Annotated in this window: 14 protein-coding genes, 2 tRNA genes and 1 rRNA gene; 7 read left to right on the forward strand and 10 right to left on the reverse strand. The window is 59.0% G+C overall.

What is annotated here, in order from left to right; genetic code table 11:
- Positions 1 to 15: 15 nt before the first annotated feature.
- Positions 16 to 1098, reverse strand: coding sequence for a BMP family ABC transporter substrate-binding protein (locus ACA053_RS03300; protein ID WP_497394540.1), 1083 nt, complete (start codon positions 1096 to 1098; stop codon positions 16 to 18).
- 296 nt (positions 1099 to 1394) lie between these two features.
- On the opposite strand from ACA053_RS03300, the gene ACA053_RS03305 reads away from it, so the two are divergent.
- Positions 1395 to 2483: a calcium:cation antiporter gene (locus ACA053_RS03305; protein WP_497315403.1), complete on the forward strand. Its 1089-nt coding sequence runs from the start codon at positions 1395 to 1397 to the stop codon at positions 2481 to 2483.
- 120 nt (positions 2484 to 2603) lie between these two features.
- On the opposite strand, the gene ACA053_RS03310 is transcribed toward ACA053_RS03305, so the two are convergent.
- The 3 genes from ACA053_RS03310 to ACA053_RS03320 all read right to left on the reverse strand — a co-directional run bounded on the left by ACA053_RS03310 (position 2604) and on the right by ACA053_RS03320 (position 5277).
- On the reverse strand, positions 2604 to 3962 hold the full coding sequence (locus ACA053_RS03310; RefSeq protein ID WP_497394541.1) for an 8-oxoguanine deaminase: 1359 nt from the start codon (positions 3960 to 3962) through the stop codon (positions 2604 to 2606).
- Positions 3963 to 4214: 252 nt separating this feature from the next.
- Positions 4215 to 4901, reverse strand: a complete 687-nt coding sequence (locus ACA053_RS03315; RefSeq protein ID WP_497394542.1) for an SDR family oxidoreductase — start codon at positions 4899 to 4901, stop codon at positions 4215 to 4217.
- A gap of 25 nt (positions 4902 to 4926) precedes the next feature.
- On the reverse strand, positions 4927 to 5277 hold the full coding sequence (locus ACA053_RS03320) for a MerR family transcriptional regulator (RefSeq protein ID WP_497396118.1): 351 nt from the start codon (positions 5275 to 5277) through the stop codon (positions 4927 to 4929).
- 83 nt (positions 5278 to 5360) lie between these two features.
- Between ACA053_RS03320 and ACA053_RS03325 the strand changes: the two genes are divergently transcribed.
- Positions 5361 to 5783 carry a hypothetical protein gene (locus tag ACA053_RS03325; RefSeq protein WP_497394543.1) on the forward strand — a complete coding sequence of 141 codons (423 nt, stop codon included), beginning with the start codon at positions 5361 to 5363 and terminating at the stop codon, positions 5781 to 5783.
- Between the two features lie 81 nt (positions 5784 to 5864).
- Here ACA053_RS03325 and ACA053_RS03330 read toward each other — a convergent pair whose 3' ends face one another.
- The 6 genes from ACA053_RS03330 to ACA053_RS03355 all read right to left on the reverse strand — a co-directional run bounded on the left by ACA053_RS03330 (position 5865) and on the right by ACA053_RS03355 (position 12253).
- Entirely contained in the window at positions 5865 to 6791 is a 927-nt protein-coding gene (locus tag ACA053_RS03330; protein WP_109627825.1) for an ABC transporter permease, read from the reverse strand.
- Positions 6791 to 7897, reverse strand: coding sequence for an ABC transporter permease (locus ACA053_RS03335; protein ID WP_497394544.1), 1107 nt, complete (start codon positions 7895 to 7897; stop codon positions 6791 to 6793). Before ACA053_RS03335 ends, ACA053_RS03330 begins: the two co-directional genes overlap by 1 nt.
- Before the next feature lie 11 nt (positions 7898 to 7908).
- Entirely contained in the window at positions 7909 to 9474 is a 1566-nt protein-coding gene (locus ACA053_RS03340) for an ABC transporter ATP-binding protein (RefSeq protein WP_497394545.1), read from the reverse strand.
- A gap of 532 nt (positions 9475 to 10006) precedes the next feature.
- On the reverse strand, positions 10007 to 10588 hold the full coding sequence (locus ACA053_RS03345) for an IMPACT family protein (protein ID WP_497394546.1): 582 nt from the start codon (positions 10586 to 10588) through the stop codon (positions 10007 to 10009).
- 7 nt (positions 10589 to 10595) lie between these two features.
- Positions 10596 to 11246, reverse strand: a complete 651-nt coding sequence (locus tag ACA053_RS03350; protein ID WP_109627829.1) for a TetR/AcrR family transcriptional regulator — start codon at positions 11244 to 11246, stop codon at positions 10596 to 10598.
- Positions 11247 to 11332: 86 nt separating this feature from the next.
- Complete coding sequence (locus ACA053_RS03355; RefSeq protein WP_109627830.1) at positions 11333 to 12253, reverse strand: LysR family transcriptional regulator; 921 nt, start codon at positions 12251 to 12253, stop codon at positions 11333 to 11335.
- A gap of 138 nt (positions 12254 to 12391) precedes the next feature.
- On the opposite strand from ACA053_RS03355, the gene aptA reads away from it, so the two are divergent.
- The 5 genes from aptA to ACA053_RS03380 all read left to right on the forward strand — a co-directional run bounded on the left by aptA (position 12392) and on the right by ACA053_RS03380 (position 17729).
- Positions 12392 to 13741 carry an omega-aminotransferase AptA gene (gene aptA / locus ACA053_RS03360; RefSeq protein WP_109627831.1) on the forward strand — a complete coding sequence of 450 codons (1350 nt, stop codon included), beginning with the start codon at positions 12392 to 12394 and terminating at the stop codon, positions 13739 to 13741.
- A 65-nt stretch (positions 13742 to 13806) separates the two neighbouring features.
- On the forward strand, positions 13807 to 15300 hold the full coding sequence (locus tag ACA053_RS03365) for a CoA-acylating methylmalonate-semialdehyde dehydrogenase (protein ID WP_109627832.1): 1494 nt from the start codon (positions 13807 to 13809) through the stop codon (positions 15298 to 15300).
- A 627-nt stretch (positions 15301 to 15927) separates the two neighbouring features.
- Positions 15928 to 17466: ribosomal RNA gene (locus tag ACA053_RS03370) — 16S ribosomal RNA — on the forward strand.
- An 83-nt stretch (positions 17467 to 17549) separates the two neighbouring features.
- A tRNA-Ile gene (locus tag ACA053_RS03375) sits at positions 17550 to 17626 on the forward strand.
- A gap of 27 nt (positions 17627 to 17653) precedes the next feature.
- Positions 17654 to 17729 (forward strand) — tRNA-Ala (locus tag ACA053_RS03380).
- Positions 17730 to 17836 lie beyond the last annotated feature (107 nt).

Raw genomic sequence — 17836 nt, forward strand, 5'->3', positions numbered from 1 at the left:
TGTTCGGCGCGGGATTCACTTGGGGATGTCGGCCTTCATTCCTTCAACGTAGTAGTTCATCGACGCCAGTTCCGCATTGCTCGCCGTCGCGCCCGCCGGGATTTTCTCGGTGCCGGCCTGATCCTTGATCGGCCCGGTGAACGGGTGGAAGGCGCCGCTCTTGATGTCCGCAATGATCTGCTCGGCCTCGGTCTTCACCGCCGCTGGCACCAGATCGCTGATCGGCAATTCAACCGTGCCTTCCTTCAAACCACCCCAGTAATCCTGCGACTTCCACGCGTGATCGAGCACGCTTTGGGTCGCTTGAATGTAATGCGGGCCCCAGTCGTTGACGATCGACGTCAACACCGCTTTCGGCCCGAAGTGCGCCATGTCCGAAGCGTAGCCCACGGCGTACACACCGCGACGTTCGGCGGCCTGGATCGGCGCCGGGCTGTCGGTGTGCTGGAACACCACGTCCACACCCTGGTCGATCAGCGCATTGGCGGCGTCGGCTTCCTTGCCCGGATCGAACCAGGAGTTGACCCACACCACCTTGATCTCGGTGCCGGGGTTGTACTTGTTCAGGGCCAGTTGAATGGCGTTGATGTCGCGGATCACTTCCGGGATCGGGAAGGACGCGACGTAACCGATCTTTTTGGTCTTGGTCATCTTCGCCGCGAGGAAACCGCCAACGTAGCGACCTTCATAGGTGCGCGCCAGGTAAGTGCCGAGGTTCTTGTCCTGCTTGTAGCCGGTGGCGTGTTCGAAGGTCACCTTGGGAAATTGTTTGGCGACTTTCAGGGTCGGGTTCATGTAGCCGAAAGACGTGGTGAAAATCAGGTCGTAGTTGTCCTTGGCCATGTTGCGGATCACCCGCTCGGCATCCGCACCTTCGGCGACGTTCTCCACATAGTTGGTGGTGATCTGATTGCCGAACTTCTCGGCCAGCGCCTTGCGCCCCTGTTCATGCTGATACGTCCAGCCGTGGTCACCGATCGGACCGATGTAGACGAAGCCGACTTTCAGCGGGTCGGCGGCACTGGCGGTCAGGCTCGCGCTCAGACCGATGGCCGCGGCGACGGCGCAAAGCAGCTTCTTCAACGGACGTTTGTGCATGAATTCGAACTCCATGTTGTTGTGAGGTTGGCAGGGGCAATGCAAATTGCTGACCAACAGGACAACAAAAGATCCGAAACCGTGTCGCGCCCTTCGCGGGCAAGCCCGCTCCCACAGGATTTGCGCAAAACCTGTGGGAGCGGGCTTGCCCGCGAGGAGGCCCGCAAGGCCAATAAAGTGCACATGCCAAACCTGCTGCCATCCACTGGTGCGCTAAGGTGTAACGAAACGTTAGCGCCGCCCCGCAGTCAGTAGCTCATCACTCTGTTCGCTCCACTCGGCAAAAAAGGCTCGCGATGCTCTCACTCCTCAAGCAAGAAAAGTTTCTGCTGCTGGCCGTCATTGCCGCCGTCGTTGCTTATCCGATGGAACACTGGATGCTGCACAGCGGCCAGCCCATCGCGCTGACCGCCGGGCTGGTGTTGATTGCGTTCATCGTTGCTGCGTCCATGCGCGTCGCCCATCACGCTGAACTGCTCGCCGAAAAAGTCGGTGACCCTTACGGCACGATGATCCTGACCCTGGCCGCCGTGCTGGTCGAAGTGGTGATCCTGGCGATCATGATGAGCAACGAGGCCTCGCCCACATTGGTGCGCGACACGATATATTCGGCGGTGATGCTCGACATCAACGGCATCCTCGGCCTGGCTGCGTTGATGGGCGGGATCAAGCACGGTGAACAGTCTTACAACGATGACTCGGCCCGCAGTTACAGCGTGATGATCCTCACCGCCATGGGCGTTTCCATGGTGGTGCCGGAGTTCATTCCCGAGGCCAACTGGAAGCTGTATTCGGCGTTCACGATTGGCGCGATGGTCGTGCTCTACACCTTGTTCCTGCGTATGCAGGTCGGGCCGCACAGTTACTTCTTCAGCTACAGCTACCCGGAAAAACGCCGCAAGAAAGTCCCGGAGGAAGAATCTGAACCGGTCAATCTGGCGCTGAGTATCGGTACGTTGGTGTTTGGCGTGGTGGTGATCGGCGCACTGGCCGAAGTGATGTCCAAGACCCTCGATCTGGGGCTGGAAGGCACGGGCGCACCGCCGGTGATTACGGCGATCCTGGTGGCGGCCATTTCCGCCGCGCCGGAGATTCTGACCGCGTTGCGCGCGGCCCTGGCCAACCGCATGCAGTCGGTGGTCAACATCGCCATGGGCGCGTCACTGTCGACGGTGATCCTGACGGTGCCGGTGATGGAAGCGATGGCGCTCTACACGGGCCAGCCATTCCAGATGGCGATGACCCCGGTGCAAACGGTGATGATCTTCCTCACCCTGATCGTCAGCGCGATCAACCTCAACGACGGCGAAACCAATGCCATCGAAGGCATGACCCATTTTGTGTTGTTTGCGACGTTCATCATGTTGTCGCTGCTGGGCCTCTAAGACCCCCACAAAACATTGTGGGAGCGGGCTTGCCCGCGATGAGGCCGTCACATTCAACACATTTGTTGGCTGACAGGCCGCCATCGCGGGCAAGCCCGCTCCCACAGGGTTGGTGGTGTGTCAGGTGCCGGCGATCAGTTGTCGAGCCGCCTGGCTGTGATCAGCGATCAATCCTTTGAGATCCAGCCCCTCAACCTGCCCATCAATCACTCGCCACTTGCCGCCAATCATCACCCGATCCGCCCGGTCTGCCCCACACAGCAGCAACGCCGACACCGGATCATGACTGCCGGAGAAGCGCAGCTCATCCAGCTTGAACAGCGCCAGGTCCGCCTGCTTGCCCACCGCCAGCTCACCGATATCGGTCCGCCCCAACAAGCTGGCCGAGCCCTTGGTCGCCCAACCCAGCACCAGCTCCGGCGTGATCTTTTCAGCGCCATAACGCAGCCGCTGAATGTAAAGCGCCTGACGGGTTTCGAGCATCATGTTCGACGCATCGTTGGACGCCGATCCATCCACGCCCAGACCCAGCAACGCACCTGCAGCCGTCAGGTCCAGCGTCGGGCAAATGCCGGAAGCCAGGCGCATGTTCGAACTCGGGCAATGGCAGATCCCGGTGCCTGCAGCGCCGAGGCGGGCGATTTCATCCGGGTTGAAGTGGATGCCATGGGCCAGCCAGGTACGTGGGCCGAGCCAGCCGACGCTGTCCAGATAATCCACGGTGCGCAGGCCAAAGCGTTGCAGGCAGAAGTCTTCTTCGTCGAGGGTTTCGGCCAGATGTGTGTGCAGGCGCACGTCGAGTTTGTTGGCCAGTTCGGCGCTGGCGGACATGATTTGCGGCGTCACCGAAAACGGCGAGCACGGCGCCAGGGCGATCTGGATTTGCGCACCGTCGCCACGCTCATGGTATTCGGCAATCAAGCGTTGGCTGTCAGCGAGGATCACTTCGCCTTCCTGGACGGTCTGCTGCGGCGGCAGGCCGCCGTCCTTTTCGCCAAGGCTCATGGAGCCGCGGGTCAGCATGGCGCGCATGCCCAGTTCGCGGACACTCTCGACTTGCACATCGATCGCATTTTCCAGGCCTTCCGGAAACAGGTAATGGTGATCGGCGGCGGTGGTGCAGCCGGACAGCAGCAATTCAGCCAGCGCGACTTTGGTGGCGAGGGCGAGTTTTTCAGGGGTGAGGCGTGCCCAGACCGGGTAGAGGGTCTTCAGCCACGGGAACAACGGCTGATTGACCACCGGCGCCCAGGCGCGGGTCAGGGTTTGATAGAAGTGGTGATGGGTGTTGATCAGCCCCGGCAGAATCACATGCTCGCGGGCATCGAAGACGTGTCCACAGGGCGCGGACGGTTGCTGACCAGCGGCAAGCACTTCGACGATCACACCGTCTTGCACTACCAGGCCGCCACGGGCATCGAGGCTGTTGGCAGTGAAAATGGCGAGGGGATTTTTTAACCAGGTACGGGTCGCAGGCATGTTGGCCGGCTCCTCTGAAAGTGGGGTTCAGGTTAGCCAGCTCAGTGATTACCCTGTCTGCTGATCCAGGGTCGCCGCGGGGGCGAGGTGCGGAGTTTCGAACAAAACCGCCTGGCGGGCAAGCCCGGCCCGACAGAACAACCCCGATCCCTGTGGGAGCTGGCTTGCCTGCGATAGCATCGCCTCGGTATCACTGACAGTCCGAGGTGTCTGCATCGCGGGCAAGCCCGGCTCCCACAGGTTTTGTGTTTGTTACCAGGGAATGGTTTCGCCTCTGTAGTTCACGAAGTGATGCCCACCCTTGCCGACATAAGCATTCACCTGATCAACCAACCCGCGTGTACTGGTTTCCACATCGATATCGGCGCCTTCACCGCCCATGTCGGTCTTCACCCAACCCGGATGCAACGACAACACGGTGAGCTTCTGATCGCCCAACTGAGTGACGAAACTGTTGGTCATCGAGTTCAACGCAGCCTTGCTCGCCTTGTACAACGCCAGCTCCGGCGCGTCCGGCATGGTCACGCTACCGAGTACCGAACTCATGAACGCCAGCACGCCGGTATCCGGACGAATCTGCCCGGCAAAACGCTGCGCCAGGTTGATCGGCGCCACGGCGTTGGTGAAGAACAATTGACCGACCTCGGCCAACGTCGCACCGCCCGGCGTCTGCACCTCCGGCCCCTTGACCCCGGCATTCACGAACAGCAAATCAAACACTTCGCCCTTTAGCTGTTGGCTCAAGGCGATGACGGCCTGCTGATCGTCCATGTCGAGTTTCTCGATCCGCACCTTGCCCAACGCTTGCAGCGGCTCGGCGTTCTGCGGGTTGCGCACGGTGGCGGTGACTTGCCAGCCGTCGGCCAACAGGGTTTTCACCAGGCCGAGGCCCAGGCCCCGAGAGGCGCCGATGATGAGTGCGGTTTTTGCCTTGGACATGAGTGGCTTCCTTAATAAATGAGGATCATGGACTCAGTGGACAGCGTTGCCCGAGCCGTTGTTGCAATTCGTGGTGCAATGCACCGAGTTCGTCCATACGGGTTTCAATCAACTTGAGTTTGTCTTGCAGCAATTGCGTGACGGCGCTGTCAGGATCCGGCGATTGCCAGATGGTGGCGACGCTGTTGCCGATCTCGCCGAGGGTAAAGCCCAACCGCTGAGCCGTCTTGATGTACAGCACCAGTTGCACCATGTCTGGCGGATAGTCGCGGTAGCCGTTGGCACTGCGTTGCGCCGCGATCAATCCGCGCTGCTCGTAGAAGCGCAGCGTGTCGCGGCTGACGGCGCTGGCCTGGGCTAATTCACCGATGCGCATCATGACGTCTCGAGAGGGGCTTGACCCTGGAGCATACTCCAGGCTTTAGCCTTGTTGCTCCCTGAATTTATGGAGCAAGGCTGATGTGGACTTCAACGCAATATCGCCGGTTGGTGCGCGGTAGCGCCTGGTATGACTTGATCGTGACGGCGGCGTTTATCACGCCATGGAGTTTTGCCGCGTTGCACGGAGTGTTGATGAGCGTGAACCAGGCGTTCGATCTGCCTGGGGAGCTGCCGCCGTTCGAGCCGATGCACATGTTGATGGCGAATTTGCTGGGGTCGATTGTGTGCGTGTGGGCGGTGCTGCGGATTCGTGATCCGCAGCAGGTGTTTGGGCGGTATGACGCAGTCGGCAGATTCCTGTTTTCTACGTGGCAGCTTTATGCCTTGCTGCATGGTGCCAGTTCATTGTTGGTGATTTTCCTGGTCTTTGAACTTGGGTGGGGCGTGGTTCAGGTGTTGCCTGTTCGGACGCCTTCGCGGGCAAGCCCGCTCCCACAGTGACCGGGTTGCCTGCAGAATGATTGGCCGACACAGAATCCTGTGGGAGTGGGCTTGCCCGCGAGGGGCCAGTCCAGGCGACCACTAATGCCCAGCCCGCCACGGCTGCCCCAACGACACCGGCGCATACAACCGCGTGCGCACCGCATCCCGCGACAACAGCACCAACACCACAATCGTCGCGACATACGGCAGCATCGCCAGCAGACTCGACGGAATCGCCAGCCCCAATCCCTGCGCCACCAGGTGCAGGATGCTGGCGAGCCCGAACAGGTACGCCCCGAGCAACAATCGCCACACCCGCCAACTGGCAAACACCACCAGCGCCAAGGCAATCCAGCCACGCCCGGCGCTCATGTTTTCTGCCCACATCGGCGTATAGGCCAGCGACAAATACGCGCCCGCCAAACCCGCCATCGCGCCGCCAAACAGCACCGCCAAGGTGCGCACGCCCAACACCGGCAAACCCATGGCGCTGGCCGCCTCCGGGCTTTCCCCGACGGCCTGAATGATCAGCCCGACCCGACTTTTCAGGATCACCCACGCCACCAGCGCAAACAACGCGAACGACAGATACACCAGCAAATCCTGCGCAAACAGCATCCGCCCGATCAGCGGAATCTCACTCAACCAGGGAATCGCCACCGGCTCGAAACCCGCCAGCGGTTTACCGACCCATGCCGCGCCGACAAACGTCGACAGGCCCACACCAAAAATCGTCAACGCCAATCCGGTGGCCACCTGATTGGCGTTGAACACCAGTGCCACCAAGGCAAACAACGACGACAACAGCATTCCGGCAAGCATCGCCAGCAATACGCCGAGCCACAGGTTGCCGCTGTTCAGTGCGACGATAAAACCGATCACCGCGCCAAACAGCATCATGCCTTCCTGACCCAGATTCAGGACGCCGCTTTTCTCACAGATTAATTCACCGAGAGCCACCAACAGCAACGGCGTGCCGCAACGGACCATGGCGTAGAAAATGTTACTCAGCAGATCGATATCCATCACAGCGCTCCTGCGTGTACGGCGGTGGCTTGCGCGCGGCGAGTCCAGCGCAGGTTCAAACGTGGCCGGTAGAGAATCAGTACGTCACTGGCCAGCAGGAAAAACAGCATCATTCCCTGGAACAATTGCGTGATCGCTTGCGGCAAGTTCATGCTCATCTGCGCGCTCTCGCCGCCGATGTACAGCAACGCCATCAACAGGCTGGAAAACAGAATGCCGATGGGGTTGAGTCGCCCGAGAAACGCCACCGTGATCGCGGCATAGCCATAACCCGGCGAGACTTGCGGCACCAGTTGGCCGATCGGCCCGGTGACTTCACACACCCCGGCCAGCCCCGCCAATCCGCCGCTGATCAGCAGCGCCAGCCAGATCAGCCGCTTCTCGCGAAACCCGACAAAACCTGCCGCGCGCTTGTCGAGTCCGAGCACTTTGATCTGGAAGCCGACAAAGCTTTTCTGCAACAGAACCCAGACCGCTACCAACGCCAGCAGAGCGAAATACACCCCGGCGTGAACCCGGCCGCCCTCCATCAGAAGCGGCAAGCGGCTGGCATCGCCGAACATCGCAGACTCCGGAAAGTTGAACCCGGCCGGGTCCTTCAGCGGCCCATGCACGCAGAACAGCAGCAGGTTCAGCGCGATGTAATTGAGCATGATGCTGGTAAGGATTTCGTTGGCATTGAAACGCGTGCGCAACCACGCCGTCAGCCCGGCCCACGCGGCACCGGCCAGGCTGCCGACGAGCAGGATCAACACCAGCGCCCAGCGACTTTGCATATCGATGATGTTCACCGCCAGCGCACTACCGGCCAGTGCGCCGAGCAGCAACTGGCCTTCGGCGCCGATGTTCCAGATCCGTGCCTGATACGCCACGGCGAGACCCAGCGCGCAAAGCAGAATCGGCAACGCTTTGACCAGTAACTCGGAGACGCCATACAAGTCGCTGACCGGTGCGATCAGCAAGGTGTGCAACGTGAGCAGTGGATCATGGCCCAGCGCGATAAACAGCAGCGAGCCACAGCCCAATGTCAGGACCGCCGCCAGCAACGGCGAGCACCACAGCATCAGGCGCGATTGCTGGCCACGGGGTTCGAGAGAAAGCAGCATGTAAAACTCCGTTAAACCGTTGCGGATGCGAGTGGTTGAGGGCTATCGAACTGGCCGGCCATCCAGCCACCGACATCGATCAGGCGCGTGTCGACCGTGGCCCTGAGTGGCGACAGGCGTCCGCTGCACAAGGCGCCGAGCCGGTCGCTGATCTGGAACAATTCGTCGAGGTCTTCGCTGATCACCAGGATCGCCGCGCCGGCATCGCGCAAGGCAATCAACGCACGGTGAATGGTGGCGGCGGCGCCGACGTCCACACCCCAGGTCGGGTGCGCGGCCACCAGCAATTTCGGTTGCTGAAGGATCTCGCGGCCGAGGATGAATTTCTGCAAATTGCCGCCGGACAGGCTGCGGGCCGGCGCTTGGGTGTCGGGTGTTTTCACGCCAAAGCGGCGGATGATTTCTGCCGCCAGCGCCTCGACTTTGGCGCGCTGAATCAGCCCGTTGCTGATCAGTCCTTGTTGAAATGCGGTGAGCAGGGCGTTGTCGGCGAGGCTCAACTCAGGCACCGCGCCGTGGCCCAGTCGCTCGGCGGGAACGAAGGCGAGGCCGAGTTTGCGTCGTGCATCGGGGCGTAAATCGGCGACCGGTTGCCCGCCGAAACGAATAGTCGCGCTGTCATTTCGGATCAGTCGTTCTTCGCCGCTGAGCAATGCCAGCAACTCATCCTGGCCATTGCCTGCAACGCCGGCGATACCGACGATTTCGCCGCTGCGTACTTCGAGGTCAATGTCCGTCAGGGAGCAGCCGAACGGGTCCGGGTTGTGCCAGGACAACCCGTTCACGTTTAGAAACGCATCACCGCCGATCACCTTCGGATAGTCGGTAATCAGCTCGGCAGCTTCCCCAACCATCAACCTCGCCAATTGCTGATCCGAACACTCGGCCGGCACGCAATGCCCGGCTACGCGACCGCCGCGCAGCACCGTGGCGCTGTGGCATAACGCGCGCACCTCGCCGAGCTTGTGGCTGATGAACAGAATGCTGCAGCCTTCGGCCGCGAGTCGGCGCAAGGTGGTGAAGAGGTCGTCGGCCTCCTGCGGGGTCAGCACCGAAGTCGGCTCATCGAGAATCAGCAGGCGGATGTCTTGCATCAGGCAGCGAATGATTTCCACCCGCTGCCGCTCGCCGATCGACAGGCTGTGGACAAGTCGCTCCGGTTCCAGCGCCATGCCATAGCGCCGGGAGACTTCACGGATCTTCGGCTCAAGCTGTTTCGGCGTGCCGGCTGCCGCGCCCATTGCCAGGGCGATGTTCTGCGCCACGCTGAGGGTGTCGAACAGCGAGAAATGCTGGAACACCATGCCGATCCCCAGCGCGCGAGCCTGCGCCGGATTGCGCATGTTCACGCGCTGGCCTTGCCAGATCATTTCGCCAGAATCGGCGTGGGTAACGCCGTAGATGATTTTCATCAACGTGCTTTTGCCCGCGCCGTTTTCGCCAAGCAGGGCGTGGATTTCGCCGGGAGCAATGTTCAGGTCGATGGCGTCGTTAGCCAGGCAACCGGGATAACGTTTGCTGATTCTGTGCAGTTGCAGGCGGGGTGTTTGATCGGGGATCGGCACGGGGTTGGGCATGACTGACTCGGGTCGACAGGAGTTATGCCTGTGGATAAAGCAATTTCCTGGCCATTGAGTCAGGAAAACTGCAAATCCCTGTAGGCAAAGGCATTGAGGACGTGACCTCCCCATCTTTCGATTTCCGATCAGGCACTACTTGGGGGCAAAGTCCTTGATCAGGCTCTGATTTTGCTCGCCGGTTACTGGTCAAAAAACGAGCAACATGCGGCAGCCTATGCCGGATATAGGGCTGCGCCAGCCATGAACGGGTTATCCACAGGTTGTTCCACAGTATTTGTGCGCAAGCTGAAAGCACGGGCATAAGCACTGTGTGGCTATCTTCTAAAGGTGATAACCGCCGCTAACTGGTTGTTTTTTAGTGGAAAAAGTCGTCGGCGTGGAAAATTGGACGAAAAATGAGCAAAGCCCGCAAAGCCGCATGACAGAAGGGTTACAGCTGGATATGCGCAGGTTATCCACAGCCGGGTGCACAGCAGATGTGGGCAAGTGAACAGGCTCGACGAAAGGGCAGTGAACGTTGTTGGTGCGATCAGTGCTGCAACACAATGCGCCCGCGACTCAAGTCTGCCAGCTGCGTTTGCAAGGTCGTGATCTGCTCTTTGCCGATCGCCAATTGCAACTCCACGCCATTGGCGGTGAAGGTTTCTTCCACCACCAAACCGCCCGCTTCCACGACGCGCAGTTTCACCAGCGCCAACTCGCCAAACGCACAGGCACAGCTCACCGGCACACGGCTGATCAGCTCGACTTTCGCCGCGCCTTGCAGGCACTTGTTCGCGCCGCCGCCGTAGGCCCGGGCGAGGCCGCCGGTGCCCAGTTGAATGCCGCCGTACCAACGAATCACCAATACCGCGACCTGATCGCAATCCTGCGCTTCGATGGCCGCCAGAATCGGTCGCCCTGCGGTGCCACCCGGTTCACCATCATCATTGCTGCGGTATTGGTCGCCGAGCTTCCAGGCCCAGCAGTTGTGCGAGGCGTTCAAGTCGCTGTGTTCATCGATGAACGCCTGGGCTTCAGCGGGGCTGGAGATCGGCGCGGCGAAGGTGATGAAGCGGCTTTTGCGAATCTCTTCGCGGTATTCGCAAAAACCGCTGAGGGTAAAAGGCATAAGAGTCTTAGATAGCTGGCGTGAGGCCGCAGCCCTTGAGGATGATGCGGATCAGGTTGTTGCCGGCGTCTTCCATGTCTTGCTTGGTCAGCTTGGTGCGGCCGCTGACACGGCAGATCTGCGTGGCGAAATCGGCGTAGTGCTGGGTGCTGCCCCACAGCAGGAAAATCAGGTTCACCGGGTCGACCGGGTCCATCTTGCCGGCGTCGATCCAGGCCTGGAACACGGCCGCACGGCCCTGGAACCAGGCGCGATAGTCCTGGTTGAAATACTCGGTCAGGCATTCTCCACCACTGATCACTTCCATGGCGAAGATTCGCGAGGCTTGCGGCTGGCGACGAGAGAATTCCATTTTGGCGCGGATGTAACGCGTCAGCGCTTCGGCCGGATCATCCTCGGCGGTCAGGGTGTTGAAGGTGCTGTCCCACAACTGGAGGATGTTGCTCAACACCGCCACGTACAAACCGAGTTTGTTGGTGAAGTAATAATGCAGGTTGGCCTTGGGCAACCCCGCATTCAGGGCGATGGTGTTCATGCTGGTGCCTTTGAATCCGTGACGGGCGAACTCGTCTTCGGCGGCTTTGATGATGGTCTCTTCGTTCTTCTGACGAATGCGGCTGGCAGGTTTGCCGCCGTGAGCGGGGACTTCAAAGGTCATAGGCACTTCCGAACAGGATAGGTGGGTGCAAGCAATGCGTTGATAGCGCACCCACAGGCATCAGACAAGTCCCGACACGATAAAACCTAGCGTGTCGCCGCCAGACTCTCCAGAAAACTTTCCAGCACCAAATGCGGGCGACGGCCCTTGCGCGTGACCGATGCGAGGCTCAGGTCATAAAAGCGCGCCTTGGGTTTCAGCGCACGCAATCGACCTTGCTGCACCCAAAGGCTGGCGTAGTGGTCCGGCAAGTAGCCGATGTAGCGCCCGGTGAGGATCAGAAACGCCATGCCTTCGCGGTCCGAGGCACTGGCGGTGCAATTGAGCGCCTGGTAATGCGCCTGGATTTCCGCAGGCAAACGGAAGGTCGGCGCAATGGCGTCCTGGCTGTTGAGGCGTTCGTCGTCCAGTTGCTTGTCATCGACATAAAACAACGGATGGCCGACCGCGCAATACAGCAGCGAACGTTCGCTGTAGAGCGGCTGGTATTCCAGCCCCGACAGTGCGCTGGCCTGCGGCACCACGCCGACGTGCAAGCGACCGTCGAGCACGCCTTGTTCCACTTCATTGGGCGCGATCATGCGGATCTGAATCTGCACGTCCGGCCCGCGTTCCTTCAATTGCGCGAGGGCATGAGTGATGCGCATGTGGGGCAGGGTGACGAGGTTGTCGGTCAGGCCGATGGTCAGCTCGCCGCGCAAATGCTGGTGCAGGCCGTTGACCTCGGTGCGAAAGCTTTCCAGTGCACTTAATAGCTGTAACGCCGAGTGGTAAACCTCACGTCCTTCTTCCGTCAGGGAAAAACCGGCGCGACCGCGTTGGCATAACCGCAGGCCGAGGCGTTGTTCCAGATCGCTCATCTGCTGGCTGATGGCTGAGCGGCCGATCCCCAGGACCGATTCCGCCGCGGAGAAGCCGCCGCATTCCACCACGCTGCGGAAAATCCGCAGCAGGCGGATATCAAAGTCGCTGACTTGTGCCAGTGGATCGGGACGACGAGTGCTCATGCGCAAATGCTCAAAGTTTAGTGTTTGGCAGACTGAACGTTAGAAGAGTTGGATTTCACCGACTTTATCCCCGTGGCAATTTAGCTGCAAGAACGCTTTTGATCTCTATGCCGCTTATTGCCCTGCGAGGTTTTGCCCATGAACTTGCCCGAAAACGCCCAGTCTCCTTTGGCCAGCCAGCTCAAGCTCGATGCCCACTGGATGCCCTACACCGCCAACCGCAATTTCCAGCGCGATCCGCGACTGATCGTGGCGGCCCAAGGCAGTTGGCTGACGGACGACAAAGGACGCAAGGTCTACGATTCGCTCTCGGGTCTGTGGACCTGCGGCGCCGGGCACACTCGCAAGGAAATCCAGGAAGCCGTCGCCAAGCAATTGGGCACCCTCGATTACTCGCCGGGCTTCCAGTACGGTCACCCGTTGTCGTTTCAACTGGCCGAAAAAATCACTGACCTGACGCCGGGCAATCTGAACCACGTGTTCTTCACCGACTCGGGTTCCGAGTGCGCCGACACCGCGGTGAAGATGGTCCGCGCTTACTGGCGCCTGAAAGGCCAGGCGACCAAAACCAAGATGATCGGCCGTGCCCGTGGCTACCACGGTGTGAACATCGCCGGCACCAGCCTCGGCGGTGTGAACGGCAACCGGAAAATGTTCGGTCAGGCGATGATGGACGTCGATCACCTGCCGCACACCTTGCTGGCGAGCAATGCCTACTCCCGTGGGATGCCGGCAGAGGGCGGTATCGCGCTGGCGGATGAACTGCTGAAGCTGATCGAACTGCATGACGCTTCAAACATCGCCGCTGTATTCGTCGAGCCAATGGCCGGTTCCGCTGGCGTGCTCGTTCCGCCGCAGGGTTACCTGAAGCGTCTGCGAGAAATCTGCGATCAGCACAACATCCTGTTGGTGTTCGACGAAGTGATCACCGGTTTCGGCCGTACCGGCTCGATGTTCGGTGCCGACAGCTTCGGCGTGACCCCGGACCTGATGTGCATCGCCAAGCAAGTCACCAACGGTGCGATTCCGATGGGCGCGGTGATTGCCAGCTCCGAGATCTACCAGACCTTCATGAACCAGGCGACGCCGGAATACGCGGTGGAATTCCCGCACGGTTACACCTACTCCGCGCACCCGGTGGCTTGCGCCGCTGGCCTGGCGGCACTCGACCTGCTGCAAAAGGAAAACCTGGTGCAGAGCGTGGCCGAAGTCGCGCCGCATTTCGAAAATGCGCTGCATGGCCTGAAGGGCTCGAAAAATATTATCGACATCCGCAACTACGGTCTGGCTGGCGCGATCCAGATCGCACCGCGTGACGGCGATGCCATTGTGCGTCCGTTCGAGGCGGGCATGGCGTTGTGGAAAGCCGGGTTCTACGTGCGCTTTGGCGGCGACACCCTGCAGTTCGGCCCGACCTTCAACAGCAAGCCGCAAGACCTTGATCGCCTGTTCGACGCGGTCGGCGAAGTGCTGAACAAAATCGACTGATATTCCTTTCTATATAGAGGCGCTCTTCGAAGGGCGTCTCGTGGACAACTTTTCAGGAGCCCCGCATGAGCCTTATCCCGCATTTGATCAATGGCGAACTAGTGACCGAAGACGGTCGCACGGCCGACGTGTTCAACCCGTCCACCGGTCAGGCCATCCACAAGCTGCCGTTGGCCAGCCGCGAAACCATTCAGAAAGCCATCGACTCGGCCAAGGCTGCGTTCCCGGCGTGGCGTAACACGCCGCCGGCCAAACGTGCCCAGGTGATGTTTCGCTTCAAGCAACTGCTGGAGCAGAACGAGGCGCGTATTGCTCAGTTGATCAGTGAAGAACATGGCAAGACCCTGGAAGATGCTGCCGGTGAACTGAAGCGCGGTATCGAGAACGTCGAGTTCGCTTGCGCCGCACCGGAAATCCTCAAGGGCGAGTACAGCCGTAACGTCGGCCCGAACATTGATGCCTGGTCGGACTTCCAGCCGCTGGGCGTGGTGGCGGGTATCACGCCGTTCAACTTCCCTGCGATGGTGCCGCTTTGGATGTATCCGCTGGCGATCGTCTGCGGCAACTGCTTCATCCTCAAACCGTCCGAGCGTGATCCAAGCTCGACGTTGCTGATCGCTCAACTGTTGCTGGAAGCCGGTCTGCCGAAAGGTGTGCTGAGTGTGGTGCATGGCGACAAGGCGGCAGTGGACGCGCTGATCGAAGCGCCGGAAGTCAAGGCGCTGAGCTTCGTGGGTTCGACGCCGATTGCTGAATACATTTATGCCGAAGGTACCAAGCGCGGCAAACGCGTCCAGGCACTGGGCGGCGCGAAGAACCATGCGGTGCTGATGCCGGATGCGGATCTGGATAACGCGGTCAGCGCACTGATGGGCGCTGCATACGGTTCTTGCGGTGAGCGTTGCATGGCGATCTCGGTGGCCGTGTGCGTGGGCGACCAGGTGGCGGATGCGTTGGTGGCCAAGTTGGTACCGCAAATCAAGGCGCTGAAGATCGGTGCGGGTACTTCTTGCGGGCTGGACATGGGGCCGCTGGTTTCCGGTCAGGCTCGCGACAAAGTCAGTGGCTATATAGAAGACGGCGTTTCTTCGGGTGCGTCCCTGGTGGTGGACGGTCGTGGTTTGAGCGTGGCCGGTCATGAGGAAGGTTTCTTCCTGGGCGGCTGCCTGTTCGATAACGTCACGCCAGAGATGCGCATCTATAAAGAAGAGATCTTCGGGCCGGTGCTGTGTGTGGTTCGGGTCAACAGCCTGGAAGAGGCGATGCAGCTGATCAACGATCACGAATATGGCAACGGCACCTGCATCTTCACCCGTGATGGGGAAGCGGCCCGGTTGTTCTGTGACGAGATCGAAGTCGGCATGGTCGGCGTGAACGTGCCGTTGCCGGTGCCAGTGGCTTATCACAGCTTTGGTGGCTGGAAGCGTTCGCTGTTTGGTGATCTGCATGCTTATGGGCCGGATGGTGTGCGTTTCTACACCCGTCGCAAGGCCATTACCCAGCGCTGGCCACAGCGTGCGAGCCATGAAGCGTCGCAATTCGCATTCCCTAGCTTGTAAGTAGAAGGGCAGAAGGCCGAGCCCTTTGGGGCTCGGCCTTCGCGTTTTCGGGCTTTTTTGACCTATATGACAGAAATGTGAAGATAGGAGTTGACGGCAGATTCTGGAAGTCTATAATTCGCCCCACTTCCGGCGCAGTCGAAACGGAAAACTCCTTGGTAAACAAAGAGTTACGCAGTTTTCGACAGTGAGTTGCTTCAGGTCATCGAAGCCCAGAAGGAGTTGATCAAGCGGGTTTGTGTGGCTTGATTGACGGTTCGATCTTCTCGGTCGAAAGCGGAGAAAAAGAGGTGTTGACAGCAGCGAGTAACGCTGTAGAATTCGCCTCCCGCTAACGAGAGATCGGAAGCGCAAGTGGTTGAAGTTGCAAAGGAAACTTTGAAAACTTCTGAAAATAACCGCTTGACAGCAACAGAGGCTGCTGTAGAATGCGCGCCTCGGTTGAGACGAAAGATCTTAACCAACCGCTCTTTAACAACTGAATCAAGCAATTCGTGTGGGTGCTTGTGGAGTCAGACTGATAGTCAACAAGATTATCAGCATCACAAGTTACTCCGCGAGAAATCAAAGATGTAACCAACGATTGCTGAGCCAAGTTTAGGGTTTCTTAAAAACCCAAAGATGTTTGAACTGAAGAGTTTGATCATGGCTCAGATTGAACGCTGGCGGCAGGCCTAACACATGCAAGTCGAGCGGCAGCACGGGTACTTGTACCTGGTGGCGAGCGGCGGACGGGTGAGTAATGCCTAGGAATCTGCCTGGTAGTGGGGGATAACGCTCGGAAACGGACGCTAATACCGCATACGTCCTACGGGAGAAAGCAGGGGACCTTCGGGCCTTGCGCTATCAGATGAGCCTAGGTCGGATTAGCTAGTTGGTGAGGTAATGGCTCACCAAGGCGACGATCCGTAACTGGTCTGAGAGGATGATCAGTCACACTGGAACTGAGACACGGTCCAGACTCCTACGGGAGGCAGCAGTGGGGAATATTGGACAATGGGCGAAAGCCTGATCCAGCCATGCCGCGTGTGTGAAGAAGGTCTTCGGATTGTAAAGCACTTTAAGTTGGGAGGAAGGGCATTTACCTAATACGTAAGTGTTTTGACGTTACCGACAGAATAAGCACCGGCTAACTCTGTGCCAGCAGCCGCGGTAATACAGAGGGTGCAAGCGTTAATCGGAATTACTGGGCGTAAAGCGCGCGTAGGTGGTTTGTTAAGTTGGATGTGAAATCCCCGGGCTCAACCTGGGAACTGCATTCAAAACTGACAAGCTAGAGTATGGTAGAGGGTGGTGGAATTTCCTGTGTAGCGGTGAAATGCGTAGATATAGGAAGGAACACCAGTGGCGAAGGCGACCACCTGGACTGATACTGACACTGAGGTGCGAAAGCGTGGGGAGCAAACAGGATTAGATACCCTGGTAGTCCACGCCGTAAACGATGTCAACTAGCCGTTGGGAGCCTTGAGCTCTTAGTGGCGCAGCTAACGCATTAAGTTGACCGCCTGGGGAGTACGGCCGCAAGGTTAAAACTCAAATGAATTGACGGGGGCCCGCACAAGCGGTGGAGCATGTGGTTTAATTCGAAGCAACGCGAAGAACCTTACCAGGCCTTGACATCCAATGAACTTTCCAGAGATGGATTGGTGCCTTCGGGAACATTGAGACAGGTGCTGCATGGCTGTCGTCAGCTCGTGTCGTGAGATGTTGGGTTAAGTCCCGTAACGAGCGCAACCCTTGTCCTTAGTTACCAGCACGTAATGGTGGGCACTCTAAGGAGACTGCCGGTGACAAACCGGAGGAAGGTGGGGATGACGTCAAGTCATCATGGCCCTTACGGCCTGGGCTACACACGTGCTACAATGGTCGGTACAGAGGGTTGCCAAGCCGCGAGGTGGAGCTAATCCCAGAAAACCGATCGTAGTCCGGATCGCAGTCTGCAACTCGACTGCGTGAAGTCGGAATCGCTAGTAATCGCGAATCAGAATGTCGCGGTGAATACGTTCCCGGGCCTTGTACACACCGCCCGTCACACCATGGGAGTGGGTTGCACCAGAAGTAGCTAGTCTAACCTTCGGGAGGACGGTTACCACGGTGTGATTCATGACTGGGGTGAAGTCGTAACAAGGTAGCCGTAGGGGAACCTGCGGCTGGATCACCTCCTTAATCGACGACATCAGCTGCTCCATAAGTTCCCACACGAATTGCTTGATTCATTGAAGAAGACGATAAAGAAGCAGCCCGAAATTGGGTCTGTAGCTCAGTTGGTTAGAGCGCACCCCTGATAAGGGTGAGGTCGGCAGTTCGAATCTGCCCAGACCCACCAATTTTGTGTGGGAACCTGTAGAAATACGGGGCCATAGCTCAGCTGGGAGAGCGCCTGCCTTGCACGCAGGAGGTCAACGGTTCGATCCCGTTTGGCTCCACCACTACTGCTTCTGTTTGTTGAAAGCTTAGAAATGAGCATTCCATTGTGATGATGGTGAATGTTGATTTCTAGTCTTTGGATTAGATCGTTCTTTAAAAATTTGGGTAT

This window comes from Pseudomonas sp. LBUM1672 (assembly GCF_059695655.1).